At 71.5% G+C, this 12953-nt stretch carries 12 protein-coding genes; 5 read left to right on the top strand and 7 right to left on the bottom strand.

Features of this window, described 5'->3' with window-relative positions:
* Positions 1-97: 97 nt before the first annotated feature.
* The 4 genes from JNO44_RS35535 to JNO44_RS35520 form a co-directional block, all read right to left on the bottom strand.
* Positions 98-877: an NUDIX hydrolase gene (locus JNO44_RS35535; protein WP_205368102.1), complete on the bottom strand. Its 780-nt coding sequence runs from the start codon at positions 875-877 to the stop codon at positions 98-100.
* A gap of 718 nt (positions 878-1595) precedes the next feature.
* Positions 1596-2267 (bottom strand): hypothetical protein, encoded by a 672-nt coding sequence (locus JNO44_RS35530; protein WP_205368101.1) that lies wholly within the window; start codon positions 2265-2267, stop codon positions 1596-1598.
* A 350-nt stretch (positions 2268-2617) separates the two neighbouring features.
* A complete protein-coding gene (locus tag JNO44_RS35525) occupies positions 2618-3103 on the bottom strand; it encodes a hypothetical protein (protein ID WP_205368100.1) in 486 nt (161 codons plus the stop codon).
* A 245-nt stretch (positions 3104-3348) separates the two neighbouring features.
* Positions 3349-4248 (bottom strand): LysR family transcriptional regulator, encoded by a 900-nt coding sequence (locus JNO44_RS35520; protein ID WP_205368099.1) that lies wholly within the window; start codon positions 4246-4248, stop codon positions 3349-3351.
* A 94-nt stretch (positions 4249-4342) separates the two neighbouring features.
* On the opposite strand from JNO44_RS35520, the gene JNO44_RS35515 reads away from it, so the two are divergent.
* Positions 4343-5116: a CTP synthase C-terminal region-related (seleno)protein gene (locus JNO44_RS35515; protein WP_205368098.1), complete on the top strand. Its 774-nt coding sequence runs from the start codon at positions 4343-4345 to the stop codon at positions 5114-5116.
* 244 nt (positions 5117-5360) lie between these two features.
* Here the strand turns inward: JNO44_RS35515 and JNO44_RS35510 are convergent, their stop codons facing one another.
* On the bottom strand, positions 5361-5777 hold the full coding sequence (locus tag JNO44_RS35510) for a 5-carboxymethyl-2-hydroxymuconate Delta-isomerase (protein ID WP_205368097.1): 417 nt from the start codon (positions 5775-5777) through the stop codon (positions 5361-5363).
* 506 nt (positions 5778-6283) lie between these two features.
* Here JNO44_RS35510 and JNO44_RS44645 point away from each other — a divergent pair.
* A complete protein-coding gene (locus JNO44_RS44645) occupies positions 6284-8137 on the top strand; it encodes a hypothetical protein (RefSeq protein WP_205368095.1) in 1854 nt (617 codons plus the stop codon).
* 301 nt (positions 8138-8438) lie between these two features.
* On the opposite strand, the gene JNO44_RS35500 is transcribed toward JNO44_RS44645, so the two are convergent.
* Entirely contained in the window at positions 8439-8939 is a 501-nt protein-coding gene (locus JNO44_RS35500) for an LppU/SCO3897 family protein (protein ID WP_205368093.1), read from the bottom strand.
* Positions 8940-9080: 141 nt separating this feature from the next.
* Between JNO44_RS35500 and JNO44_RS35495 the strand changes: the two genes are divergently transcribed.
* From JNO44_RS35495 to JNO44_RS35485, 3 genes are all read left to right on the top strand, one after another.
* A complete protein-coding gene (locus tag JNO44_RS35495; protein WP_205368091.1) occupies positions 9081-9473 on the top strand; it encodes a MerR family transcriptional regulator in 393 nt (130 codons plus the stop codon).
* A 38-nt stretch (positions 9474-9511) separates the two neighbouring features.
* Positions 9512-9832 carry a thioredoxin family protein gene (locus JNO44_RS35490; RefSeq protein ID WP_205368089.1) on the top strand — a complete coding sequence of 107 codons (321 nt, stop codon included), beginning with the start codon at positions 9512-9514 and terminating at the stop codon, positions 9830-9832.
* 271 nt (positions 9833-10103) lie between these two features.
* Positions 10104-10484, top strand: a complete 381-nt coding sequence (locus JNO44_RS35485; RefSeq protein WP_102924887.1) for a peptidase inhibitor family I36 protein — start codon at positions 10104-10106, stop codon at positions 10482-10484.
* A gap of 245 nt (positions 10485-10729) precedes the next feature.
* Here JNO44_RS35485 and JNO44_RS35480 read toward each other — a convergent pair whose 3' ends face one another.
* On the bottom strand, positions 10730-12901 hold the full coding sequence (locus JNO44_RS35480) for a TerD family protein (protein ID WP_205368087.1): 2172 nt from the start codon (positions 12899-12901) through the stop codon (positions 10730-10732).
* Between the last annotated feature and the right edge of the window lie 52 nt (positions 12902-12953).

Raw genomic sequence — 12953 nt, 5'->3', positions numbered from 1 at the left:
ACACCTTCCGACAGGGACCGGGACAGGGACACGGACACGGACCGGGACGGGGCGTCAGGGCGAACCGGGAGTTGGCACGCCTCCCGACAAGCGCTCCTCACGCCCCGTCAGGCTCCCGCTCCTCCGCACCAGACGCCCTCCCCGCGTACCGCCGGACGACGGGCTCCAGATGGTCCACGCACGGCCCGCCCAGGCCCGACAGTTCCTCGGGTGCGCGCACCAGGCGAACCCGCTCCAGTTCCGGTTCGCGTCCCTTCGCCCGCTCCGACGCCCCCAGCGCCGCATGACGTTCGAGCAGCCAGTCCGCCGGCCGACCGGGGGCGCGGAACACCACGCCGACGCTCCCGCGCACACCGCGGGTGACCAGCCACAGGGCCAGGTCGTCCGGGGCCGCATCGTTCCCGGTCTCCTCGGCCAGTTCCCGGACGGCATTCCGACGCAGTGCGGCGATGTCGAGAGGCGCGTGGGGAGCGGGCGGCTCGATCGACCCACCGGGCAGCTGCCAACGCCCGGGCGCGGCCGTCCACGAGGACTGCCGCCCCACCAGCATCCGCCCGTCGTCCGAGGGCTGCACCACGGTGACGAACAGGGCCGGCAGCCAAGCCGTCACACCCGGGACCCGGCGCAGGGCGAAGTGCCGGTAGGTCGTCCGCATCCAGGAGAGGACCACACCGTCCGGCTCCTCCCGCACCAGCCCCGCACTCGCCGCCACCGGCCCGTCGAACAGGCTCGGATTGGCCCGCACCGCCGCGTTCCAGGCGCGGTCCATGACCAGCCGCTCGTCCTCCGACAGCCCCGGCGCGGCCACCTCGACCAGACGCACCCGACGAACCTCCAGGACCTCCACGTCGGAGGACCACGAGCGTGGCGCGGTCATGGCCCCACCTGTGCGCGAGCCGGCCGGTAGGCGTCGGCGCACGCCGGACCGGCGGCACTACCGGACCGGAATCGGCGGAGGAGTCCCAGCGGCTCGCTCCCCGGCAGCTCCGGCTCCGGCTCCGTGACACGACTGAGGGGATCGGTGATCCGGACGACCTCGACACGTTCGGTCGTGCGGTGGATCGTGGGCAGCAGCATGCTCCCAGGATCGCTCACCGCACCGCCACGACGCCCCTCTTGTGGGCCGCGGCGTGGCGCCGGAACGCCCGGAGCCGGGGTGATGGGACGGAGCGAGTGCGCTCGACGGAGCCGCTCGCGCGTTGTGTGCCCGACGCTCCCGTCCACTCCAGGCGGCTTCCGTTCGGCGCCTGACGGTTTGTCATGTGAGCCGCCTGCCGGCTACTCGCGGCGGCCCGAAGCAGTGGCCGCCATCCTTCACGGATCGCCAACTACGTAGATATGTAAGGGAGTTGGCAGAGCAAGGGGGGGAGGGGATGGGACGGGGAAGGGAGGGGGTTCTGCGCGAAGCGTGGGGAACTCGCTCCGGGCGACGGTGCCTTGGTTCTTGCTTCTCGACTCTTGGTTCGTGGCTCTTGTTCTTGAGTTCTCGGAGCTCGGAGCTCGGAGCTCGGAGCTCGGAGCTCGGAGCTTGGTGTGCGGGCCCGCCGGTGGTGTGTCCACTCGGCAGGCCCGCACCCACACCGTTTCCGGAGGCGTCAGGCCGCCGCGTAGGTGCCCCGTCCCGGGCGCGTGACCAGGTCCGTCTTCTTCACGGCCCGGTCGAGGGTGTTGCGCACCGACTCGATCTGGCCCGGGGTGGATTCCCGGCCCAGCGCCTCGTTGATGTCCCGCGGACGCATCGGTGCGCCGGAGTTCTTCAACACATCGAGCGCGGCGTCCAACAGGCTGCCGGATTCCTTGTCCTGGGCGACCGGCTGCTTCTCAGCCACGGTCCGCTTCGCGGCCGCCTTCTTCGCCTTGGGCTTCGCGGCCGCAGGCTTCTTGGCCGCCGCCGCCTTCTTCGCCGGACGGCGCTTGGTGCGCGGCGACGTCGCGGTCCGCGGCTGCGGAACGACGGACGCCTCAACCGCAGGCTCCGCCTCCGTCTCCGGCTCGGCCGCGACCGGTGCCGCGGCGGCGGCGTCCGCAGCCTGGTTGTCGCCGGCCGCCTCCTGCACCGCGGCGGAGACCGAACCGGCCGTCACGGGCTGCCTGTCGGCGAGTTCCGCACCGGTCAGCACACGGAGGTGCTCCAGGGCGCTGCGGGCGGAAGTCGCCCGCTGGACCACGTCGTCGAGTTGGTTGCGCAGGTGCCGCTCCTGCTCTTCGAGCGTCGGCAGCACGCCTTCGAGATTCTGGATCGTCTGATGGAGAACTGAGTCAGTCATGTCTTTCCTAACCTCACGGGGGAATGAGATTCCAGTCACCATACGCCCAACGACCGTGAGGCGGGAGAGGGGACGGCCTTGCAACCACGAACTGACGCATCCGCGACCTGCGGTCCACGGCCGATTCCTGACTGTGGGACGTGCTTCGGGCATAGGACTGTGCACTGTCTGAAAACGCTCGGGCCAGGGCAAATGCCGGCGGGAACGGGTTGTCGGCCGGTGCCTTGGTGCGCGGCGCGGTCAACGTGCCGCCGACGCACGGCTCAGGCGCCAGGCGCCAGGCGGTCCCCGCGCCACAGGCGCTCAGGCGTGCGACGCGTACGTCTACGGTGTCCGGGGGCGCCGCCGGCTCAGTCGCCCGCGCGCCGAGCCAAGCGCAGTGCGTTGTCCTGCATCCGTCGCAACAGCCCCTGCAACTGGTCGCGTTCGGTCGCGCTGAAGCCCGTGTACAGGGCTTCCTCCGTGCGTTCCTGCACGGCCCACAGGGCGGCGATGGCCTGCTTGCCCTCCGCGGTGATGGTGAGGTCGGCTGCGTCGTCCTCGGCGACGGCCACATAGCCGCGATCGAGCAGCGGCGCGACCGCCTCCCGCACTTCCGTCAGCCCGACGCCGATATCGCGGCGCAGCTGCTCCAGCGGCGTGCGCTCTTCCACGGCGAAGTCCCCGTAGGGATCGGTGCGCTGCAGCGGTGCCGGCAGGTGGGCGATCGCCAGCCAGTCGACCGGCTTCGCCCCACCGGTGATCTTGCGCAGCAGGCCCGCGCGCACCGCGTGGACCGGCACCCGCGCATCGCGCAGTTCCTCATGCAGGGACGGGTCGTCGCCGGCGGAGTCCACCGAGGTCAGTACGTACGCCAGGCGTGCGCCGGCGGCCCGCGCCTGGCGGATCAGGCCCCTTCGACCAGACAGCGGCCGGCGGTGTCCCGACCGGCCCGGGTGGCCAGCGAACGGGCCGTGGCGATCCGCGGGTCCTTGATCGCATCGATGGGCGTCATGACCGGTCAGGGTAGTGCGACGACCGCGCCGGGGCGCTGGATTTCCCGGCCGGGTGATCGTCGAGTACGTCGGTCAGGCGCCGGCGGTCAGGCGCCGGAGCCCGATCGGCCGGCGATCAGGTCCGCCAACTGCCGTGCGGGAGCAGTGGGGTTGACGGGGTGCACGAGCTCGACGCGGTGGACCAGGCGGGGTTCGGAAACCGGGACGGCCGCGATGCCGGGGAGGGTGGCGGCAACCGGTAGGGGGAGGGCGGCCAGGCCATGGCCGGCGGCGGCCAGCGCGGCCAGCCCGTGCAGGTCGGTTCCGCGGTGGCGGATCCACGGTCGGAACCCGTCGGTGCGGCAGACGGTTCGCAGCCGGTCGAGGGGGACGGCGGTGTCGGGGGCGTCGATCCACTGTGCCTGGGCCAGGTCGGTCAGCCGCACCGCGCGGCGCCCCGCCATCGGATGGCCGAGCGGGAACAGCACCGCCAGGGTCTCCTCGGCCGCCGCGAGGGTGGTGGTGGGGCCGAGGTCCGGCATCGGGAGCGGATCGCTGGGTGCGGCGGCACCGTCGACGAAACCGAGGTCGGCGCGCCCGCCGACCACGTCGGACAGCACCGCCTCCCGCCCCAGGACCCGCACCTCCACGTCCAGCGCATGGGCGGTGGCGCGCAGTTCGGCGAGGGCCCGGGCCACGGTGGGGCCGAGGGCGGCCGGGGAGGAGGCGAGCGTGAGGTGGGTGGGGCGGGCCTGGTGCAGGCGGGCGATGTCCGCACGGGCGGCGTCCAGGCGCAGCAACAGGGCCGGGGCGTGTTCCAGCAACCGCGCTCCGGCGGGCGTGGGAGCCACCGGACGGCGCTCGACCAGTCGGCTGCCCAGGTCGGCTTCCAGGGCGGCGATGTGCTGGGAGACCGCGGACTGGGTGTAGCCGAGTGACGCCGCGGCACCGGAGAAGGAACGGTGGTCGAGGACCGCGACGAAGGTGCGCAGCAGATGCGGATCCATGCGCCGCAGTATCGCACGCACATCAGGAACACTTATCCGCAATGCATGAATCATCGTTGGACCTGATCCTGGGGCGCACAGCAGGATGACTGCCATGAACGACACCACGTCCCCGGCGCACTCCGCGCGGCCCGCCCGTTCCCCGCACGCCGGCCCCACCGCACCCCTCGCCCGTATCGCCCTGATCGGCGACCGCTCCGAAGCCGTCCGCTCGCACGCCCGCATCCCCACCCTCCTCGACGCCCTGCGGGTGCGGGACGGACTCGACCTGGACGCCTACTGGATACCCACCGACGAAGCGGACGAGGACCTCACCGGATTCGACGCGATCTGGGTGCTGCCCGGCAGCCCCTACCGCAGCGAGGCCGGCGTCCTGTCCGCGATCCGCTCCGCCCGCGAGTCCGGTATCCCCTTCCTGGGCACCTGCGGCGGCTTCCAGCACGCGCTGCTGGAGTTCGCCCGCAACGTCTGCGGACTGGCCCACGCCGGTCACGCCGAGAACACCCCGGGCCTTGCCGACGAGGACGCATTGGTCGTCCCGCTGGCCTGCTCACTGGTCGGCCACGAGGGAACCGTCGACGTCACCCCCGGCTCCCGCGCGGCGAGCCTGTTCGGCGCCGAGCGCACCCGGGCCCGCTACCACTGCAACTACGCCCCCAACCCCCGGCACCTGGACCTGCTGCGCGCACACGGTCTGGCCTTCACCGGTACCGACCCCGCCGGCGAGGTCCGCCTCGCCGAACTGCCCGGCCACCCCTTCTTCCTGGCCACCCTCTTCCAGCCGGAACTGGACGGCGACGGCACCCGTGCCCACCCCCTGATCACCGGCCTGGCCACCGCAGCCGTCGGCCACGCCCGAACCCGGTGAAGCCGGCCCCCATCCGTGCCTGGCCGAGCACCCTGCTGCACGCCTGGCTGCGCGCATGCACTGTGTCCGATGCCCACGCCGCCAGCCCGCTGGCCACGGCCCCGGACGCCGCGCTCGCCGCCCTACGGGTCGACACACGCGCCGGCACGCGCGTGGACGCCTCCGTTGATACACGCGCCAATTCGCGCGGCGATACAGACGGTGACACGTACCCTGACGGTGCCCGTCGGTCCCCGCCGGGCCTCTACCGCGGAGGGTGGTGCAGGCGATAGGACCCGGCCAGATCCCGCACCTCCACCGAGGAGATCACCTCTCGCGCAGCGCCCCCTGGACAGCCGAGAAGACCGGGAAGCCCGGACCGGCCGGGTGCACCGGGTACATCGGGCAGATGCTTGCCGAGCAGGGCCAGTACGTCCTCCGACAGCCGTCCCTTGAGCTCGTCGGAGCGCCCCGGCAGCAGTCCCACGGCCACATGGACGAAGGCCGGCTGCCCCTCCTCCTGGTCGCCGACATAAGTGTCCGAGGCCGGCCGGAAGAAGGTCTTGCACACGCCTGCCGAGCCGCTGACGTCGAGCACCATGGGGTGCAGCTCGCGCACGAAGGCATGCCGGTCGAAGACACCGGCCAGCTCTGCGGAGTAGTCGACGGTGATGTGGGGCATGAGGGACCTCTCGCGTGCGTTTGCTCTATGCAGCCAGTTTCCGTCATGCACCGGACAGGACGGCGCGGGCCCCGGTCGTCCCCCGCGCCGGGCGGGCTGCTACACGCTCACCCCGCGACCGCGTCGAGCACTGCGCGACCGCGTCGAGGTCGAGGTCGAGGTCGAGCAGGCACTCGACGTACGTCGCCGGCAACTCACCCGGCGGGCGCGTGAGAACGGCGGGCTCGGCGGAGGTGGGGCGGCCGTGGCAGTGCGGGGCGCGGTGACGTCCCCGGGGCTGGCCGAACCCTCCGACCGCCTGAAATCCGATGCCGGAAAAGGGCGGTGTTCCCGACTTGTGACGCGCTGTCCGGCGCCGCGGCACGCTGGAACGGATCCGGGTCGTGGCACGGTCCGACTGACGGCCCACGCCGGCAGGGGACATGGAGGCGTCGCGCGCGCCGCGGCCCGGCAAATATCCGACAGCCGATCCGTCGTCCGGGCCATCGCATGAGTAGGGTGCATCCATGCAGACCAGCGGGGAGGAACAGCGCGGCCACGTGCTGTTGATCGCGGGGGCCAGGGCCACGCACCGACGCACCGTCCAGGTGATACCCAGCGCCAATTTGGCCGCGCTGACCGCCGTTCCCGTGTCCGCGCTGCTCGGCAGCACCCTGCCGGCCGACCTCGTCCACCTCGATGGCGCGCGTGACCAGAACACCATGCTCATCAGGTTGCGCACGGCCGCCGCGGCCTCCGGGCCCCTGCTCGTCTATCTCGCCGGCCAGTTGACCGTGGACCGCAAGCACCACCGGCTCCACCTCGCCTCCGCCGGTTCGACCGCCGCCACCACGCGCTACACGGCGCTGCCCTGGGAATGGGTGAGGAACGAACTGCGCCAGCGGAGCGGCCCCACGACCGTGCTGGTCGACATGGCCGCGGACAAGGGCGCCTGGGCCGTTCTCCACGAAGTCGGCGGCCTGCCGGAAGTGAACGCCGAGGTGTACGGGGTCATCACACCGCCCGGCCTCTCCGGTACGGCCGACGGCATCAGCGTCTACACCCAGCATCTGATCGATGTGTTGCGCACCCAGACCGACCGGCCGGCGGACGCCCGGCTGCACGCGCTGGCCGTGGCCGCCGCGGCGATACCGCCCGGCACCCTCGTCTTGCCGAACACGCCACAACTCGCCCCCTCTTCTCCGCACCACACCGCAGAAACCCAGCCAAAAGCACCGATCAAGCGTCTGCTGTCCGGAGACCGCGCCTTCCTGCCCGCGCTCCGCCGCCGAGTGCCCGAGCCGTCGCCCGGCCCGGCCGACCCGGAGCCCTTCCCGCCGTTCCCGCCGGCCGTGACGTATGGGGCGCCGCCGTTCGTCGGCGACCATCCTCAACCCCACGCGCAACAGCCCGCCGCGCCGGGCCCGTTCCCCGTGCAGGTATCGCAGCCGGCCCCGCTCCCCGGTCCTGGTGCACCCGCCACTCCGGACCAGGGGCAGATGTTTCCAGAGCCCCCGGTGTCTCCGGCATCTCTCGCATCTCCGATGTTTCCTGTGACCCCTGCAGCCCCTGCGTCTCCTGCGTCTTCGGTCTCCGCGATGGCACCGGTGCCTCAGGCGTTCCCCCAATACCAGCCCACTCCTGAAGCGCACCAGGCCCCTGCGGGACAGCCGACCCCACTGCCGCAACCCGCACTTCCGCACCAGCCGGCTCCCGCGCCGCCGGCGTCGACGCCAACTCCCGTGCCGTCCCCGGAACAGGCGCCGTCACAAGCCCCGTCCCCGTCCCCGGCCCCGTCCCAGGACGCGGACCGGGACCCTGCCTCAGCCTCGGCCTCAATCCCCACCCCCACTCCAACACCCACTCCTACGCCCGCTCCCGCTCCCACCTCGCCCCCGCCCCTCGTCGCCCCGCAGGCGCCCGCTCCTTCCGTCCCGGCAGCCAACGAGCCGGACCCCAAGCCGCTCATCTGGCAGGCGGCGCAGGCCGGTCGGCACGACCAGGCCGCGGAGATGGCGGCGTCGTGGGAGCAACAGGCATTGCAGCGCTATGGGTATGACTCGCCGCAGGCCACGCAATGGGCTGAAATCCGGGCCGATCTCGCCCGAATCGCCGGCCGTTGGCCACTCGCCACACAGCTGTGGGTGGCCGCTGCGCACACCCGGCTGGCCCATCAGTCGCCGGACTCCGCCGAAGTGCTCAACGCGGCCCGCGGGGCGCACCATTGCTGGAACCAGATCACCGACATCGGCCAGGCGATCGAGAACGGTCCCGAGCTGATCAATCTGCTGCGTCAGCTGCCCGCGCTCGATCCCCGCCATGTGTCCACGGCGCAGAGCCGTCTCCAGTATCTGCACCAGCAACCGACCGGACGCGATTGACCCGCCCCACCGACACACGAAGTGCCCCTTGCCGCCGAACAAGGAGAGGTTTCGATCGGAATGCCCACCCGGGGCACGGTGGCCTGGGCGATCGGCAACCACGAGCTCTACGTGCCCAACCGAGCGGTGCATGCACTACCACGACCCGCAGTTGTGGGACGAAGTCTGGCTCAGTGAGGCGTAGTTCAGCTGGTTGGCGGAGCGACTGGCGTACTGGACGCGGCTGCGTAAGCCGGTCATGGTGATCACGCACCACCCGCTGCCGGACACCGTCCCCGGCAGTCGCAACAAGCTCGCCGGATCAGACCTTGGTGAAGCACATCGTGTAGTCGGCCATGCGCCGGCCGGTCACGCTGATGCTGTAGTCGTAGGACGAGCGGTCGCACTGCTTGTCGGCGCCGATGAGCCGTGCGCCCATCTTGTACTGCGCGCTGGGGGACGTGCAGTCGACGATCGTCGGCAGCGGCTCGCCGTTCGGATGGTCGACCTTGACGCAGTCGCCGACGTGCGGATCGTGTGTCTTGGCCGCCGCGTTCCGCTCGGCCCGCGCGGCTTCCTTCTTGGCCTTGCCGCCGTTGGGGTTGGTGTTGTAGTCCCAGACGTACCAGGCACCGCCGCCGAAGATCGCCAGGATGATCACGGCGGTGATCAGGCCGCGCAGCGGACTGCGCTGGGGCTGCCGTTGCTGCCCGGGTGCGGGCTGCTGGTGCGGCGGACCGTAGGGCTGTTGTGGAGCCCCGGCGTAGGGCTGCTGGGGAGGGTGGTTCTGATACCTGTTGGGCGGCCCTTCCTCTGCCCGCACCCCTCTCCTGCCTCTTCTCGCCCCTCTCCTCCTCCCTCTTTTCCTCCCGCTTCCCTACCGCCTCACCTTTCCTGTTTCCCTTCCCCTGCTGCCTCCCCTTCTCCTTTCCTTCGCGTCGGCGTCAACGTTTAGTGTCTCCGTATGCGCATCGGCGAACTTGCGGAACGGGCCGGGGTCAGCACGCGGACGCTGCGGTACTACGAGTCCCGCGGACTGCTGCCGGCCCGGCGGGCGGTCAACGGATACCGGGTGTACGACGAAGAGGACGTGTGCCTGGTGACCCAGATCCGCACCCTTCAGGAGTTCGGGTTCGGGCTCGACGAGACCCGGCCGTTCGTGGAGTGCCTGCAGGCCGGGTACCCGAGCGGGGACTCCTGCCCTGCCTCGCTCGACGGGTACCGCCAGAAGATCGCCGAACTCGACGCGTTGATCGGCCAGTTGCAGTCGGTGCGCGACCAAGTGAACACGCAGTTGGTACGGGCCGAGGCGGAGCTGCCTGGTGGGCCCGAACCGCGGTGCGAGATGAGGGGATGACGATGAGCGGGACGGCGGCGCCGCACGGAGCGGCGGAAATGTCGGAGATCACGGACGACACGTTCGAGGCCGAGGTACTGACGGCGGAGCTTCCGGTACTGGTCGAGTTCACCGCCGACTGGTGTCCGCCGTGCCGGCAGTTGGCCCCGGTACTGGCCGCGGTCGCCGACGAGGAACGCGGCCGGCTCAAGGTCGTCCAACTCGACGTGGACCGCAACCCGCGGACGATGATCGCCTACGGGGTGCGGTCGGCGCCCACGCTGATCGTGTTCCGTGGTGGGGAGCCGGTGCAGTCGATGGTGGGCGCGCGGTCCAAGCGGCGGCTGCTCCAGGAGCTCGCGCCGGTGTTGGAGGCGTAGTCGCCCAGCCAGGCCCGGCAGGACCCCGCACCGCCGGCAGCGGCACCGTGCGGTGGCGTCGCCGTGTCGGTGGGCGTGCGGGAGCGCAATGCGGCGTGAGTGCCGGAGCACGCCCGGTACGCACGCCGCCATGCCTCCAACGCCAGGCGCCGAGTTCGGGAAACTGCCCCCTGCCGCCCCTGGCGCCGACTGATACTGGCGGCGGTTCGATGACTGGCCGCTGGCATCGCCGGCGGCAGTGGCCTTCCCGCCTACACCGAGGAGCATTGCCATGCGTCGTATGCGTTCGTTCGCCGTCGCTTCGGCCGCCCTGGCGGTCGTGTTCGGTCTCGCGCCCACCGCAACCGCCGCCTCCGCGGCGCCCGCCCACCGGGCGTCCTATCGCTGCACCCCCGGCTACTTCTGCATCTACAGCAACTGGAATGGTGGGGGGACCCGTTGCCAGTGGTCGCAGCGGAGCAAGGCGAACACCGCTGATGACTGTTCCTTCATCCGACGGGGCCAGAAGGTTCGTTCCCTGTGGAACGGCACCGGTCACCGGGTGCAGTACTACACCCAGACCAACTACCACGGCCGTGTCGGCTCCACCCCGGCCGGTGCGGGCGGCAACCTCCAGGGCAGCTACCAGATCCGTTCCTTCAAGCCGCAGTAGGGGAGAGGAAGAGGGAGAGGAATGGCTGTCCGGCCGGCGGTGGTCTGTTCGCGGAATTGACGCGTCAACCTGAGCGAGCGCTGTGGGGCACCACTGTCGGTGCCCCACAGCGCACTTCGATGTCTGCCGTCGTGCGAATGCTTCGCACGGAGTCGAAGTCGAGGGCGAGGAAAGCGAGGGGACTAGATTCAAGGAAGGAGGAGAAGGAAGTCCCGTCATGGCCTCGCCGTGGCCAACGATAACAGTCAGGCGGGGATCAGGTCGCGGAGATTTCCCGGGGTGACGACCCGGGAATCCGGGTGCAGCCCCTCGGGGCGTTCCAGGCCGAGGTAGGTGACCGGTTCGTCGGGGAGCGACCCGCCCTCCCATCGCGTGACGGTCGTGGCGGAGTCCGCCATCAGGTCGGCGAGGTAGCGAACGGTGAGGTAGTCGCGGGCGACGATGCCGCGCAGCAGGGTGGCGACGGACACCCGGTTCCCCTCGACCTGGTTGGAGGTCGGTGTGCCCGTCAGGTAGAGGTGCAGCCACTTGGCGCGCCACCGGCCGTCGGTGCCGCGTTGGAACGCCAGCGGCAGCGCGACCCGGCCCGGGCCGCGCAGTTCCGACTTCATGCGCACGGTGCGGGGTTCGAACGGGCGGCCCCGCTGTTCGGCGTCGCGCAGCATGAAGCCGAAGAACGACTCCTCGACCTCGTCGAAGCCCTCGCCGGAGAAGACGTTGACCTGCGGGACGATGAACGTGCCGGGGACGGCGTCCAGGCGCAGGTTGATGAACTCCGAGGCGCCGTCGGGTGCGTCGGTGATGTCGCCGGAGTGCTCGCCCCCGACACCGGTGAGGGCGGTGTAGGAAAGCCAGGAGTGGGTGGAGTAGTCGGCGTTGAGCATCAGTGCCGACAGGTCGAAGTCCGTGGTGCGGGAGGTCTGCTTCCAGTAGACGAAGAAGCGGAGCAGTTCGCCCTCGACGGGGGATATCGAGCCGCGCGGGAGGACGCCCAGGCCGGAGGTGGTCGCCTTGCCGCTGAGCGGCAGCGCGACGTCCAGCACGGCGGGGTCGATGAGCAGGTGACGCGGGGTCGGCAGGCGCCGGCGGAGCTCGGCGTCCACCGTGGCGGTCAGCCGCTCGCGCTCCGCCGGCAGCACGGGCGGGCGGGCGTCGGCGGTGACCCAGGCACGGCCCCGGCGGTTGACGAACACCCGGCGTTCGCCGGTTTCCTCGGCGCGGTTGTGGAGGTGCTCGCGGACCGCGAGCAGCACACGGCCGGAGACCTGCGGTGCGACCCGTTCGGCGGCGGCCACGACGGCGTCGCGCTCCGCCTGGGTGAGGGCGTCGCGCAGCAGCCGGTCCAGGGCGCGGAACAGCTTGCCCGGCGCGGACGTCAACAACTCCAGTGCGCCGGCGATGTCGTGCATGGCCAGGCACTCTTCGGCGCGGCCGGCGAGGGAGCGGGCCCGCTGCTCGCCGCGGGCGACGGCGAACACCTCGGCGGCGTGCGGCCAGCGCGGGTACTCGTGCGGGTGGAGGCGTTCGCCGAGGCGCTTCCACGGCTCGCGGTGGGCCGGCACGTCGGCGAGCTTGGCCGGGGACGCGGCGACCACTCGGTCCAGCCCCGCGAGGAGGGCGCGGCGGACCGGCCGGGACAGGGCCCGGAACCGGGTCGGCTCCAGCAGCGTCACATCGCCGTCGGACAGCGCGCAGGCCAGCCGGAGGACGTCGGTGACGGTGTCCAGGAGGAGGTCGGCGCCCTTCGCCAGGCGGACCTGGTTGATCAGGGCGCGGTTCTCGCGGACCGGGATGGCCTCGGGCTGGGGGCCGCACGCACCGTGCTCGGCGAGGAGCCGCAGGTCGTTGCGGTCGTCGTCCCCGAGGGGCGTGCTGCTGCCGGCCAGCGCGAGGTACACCGCGGTGGTCTCGTCGGCCAGGCTGCCGCCCAGGTGCAGCACCGTCATGCGGTCGCCGGCCGCCGCGATCAGCTCGTCGTGGGCGGCGAGCATCTCGGCGTAGGTGTGCCGATAGTTGCCGTAGGACGGGAGGGTGAGCAGGTCCAGTACGCCGGTGCGGAGCTGGGCGAGGGTACCGGCGCGGGCGGTGTCGTCGGCCAGCGCCTCGGCGATGCACTGCATCCAGAAGTCGAGGGTGGCGGGCACATGGGCCGGAAAGTCGCGGAAGTAGACGTTGTGCTCGACGTGGTCGCCGAGCCTCGTGCGGACGGCGTGCAGGGTGTGCGCCGCGGTGTCCACGACCGTGCCCTCGGACAGCTCCGACAGGTGTGCCAGCAGCTCCGCGGAGAGTTTGAAGCCCACCGACATCAGCGCGGCGTCGAGCTGCCGCGCCGCGACGGCACCGTCCCCGGCGGGTCCCGCGGGGGCCGGGAGGCGGTGGGTGTGGCGGATGACCAGTGATGCGAGACCGTGTCCCATTCCCGCATGATCCCAGGCGGGTGTGCGGTGACGCATGCGGATTTCGGCGACG

Origin of the sequence: Streptomyces noursei (assembly GCF_016917755.1) — a bacterium.
GTDB classification, from domain to species: Bacteria; Actinomycetota; Actinomycetes; order Streptomycetales; family Streptomycetaceae; genus Streptomyces; species Streptomyces yunnanensis.
The sequence above is the reverse complement of the archived record's forward strand: the minus strand, read 5'-3'. Positions and strand labels throughout refer to the sequence as shown.

Bases quoted from the DNA above. Each gene is read 5' to 3' on its own strand.
- JNO44_RS35490 (WP_205368089.1), top strand. From the start codon at position 9,512: ATGTCGGAGATCACGGACGACACGTTCGAGGCCGAGGTACTGACGGCG.
- JNO44_RS35530 (WP_205368101.1), bottom strand. From the start codon at position 2,267: ATGACTGACTCAGTTCTCCATCAGACGATCCAGAATCTCGAAGGCGTG.
- JNO44_RS35515 (WP_205368098.1), top strand. From the start codon at position 4,343: ATGAACGACACCACGTCCCCGGCGCACTCCGCGCGGCCCGCCCGTTCC.
- JNO44_RS35480 (WP_205368087.1), bottom strand. From the start codon at position 12,901: ATGGGACACGGTCTCGCATCACTGGTCATCCGCCACACCCACCGCCTC.
- JNO44_RS35510 (WP_205368097.1), bottom strand. From the start codon at position 5,777: ATGCCCCACATCACCGTCGACTACTCCGCAGAGCTGGCCGGTGTCTTC.
- JNO44_RS35495 (WP_205368091.1), top strand. From the start codon at position 9,081: ATGCGCATCGGCGAACTTGCGGAACGGGCCGGGGTCAGCACGCGGACG.
- JNO44_RS35485 (WP_102924887.1), top strand. From the start codon at position 10,104: ATGCGTCGTATGCGTTCGTTCGCCGTCGCTTCGGCCGCCCTGGCGGTC.
- JNO44_RS44645 (WP_205368095.1), top strand. From the start codon at position 6,284: ATGCAGACCAGCGGGGAGGAACAGCGCGGCCACGTGCTGTTGATCGCG.
- JNO44_RS35535 (WP_205368102.1), bottom strand. From the start codon at position 877: ATGACCGCGCCACGCTCGTGGTCCTCCGACGTGGAGGTCCTGGAGGTT.
- JNO44_RS35520 (WP_205368099.1), bottom strand. From the start codon at position 4,248: ATGGATCCGCATCTGCTGCGCACCTTCGTCGCGGTCCTCGACCACCGT.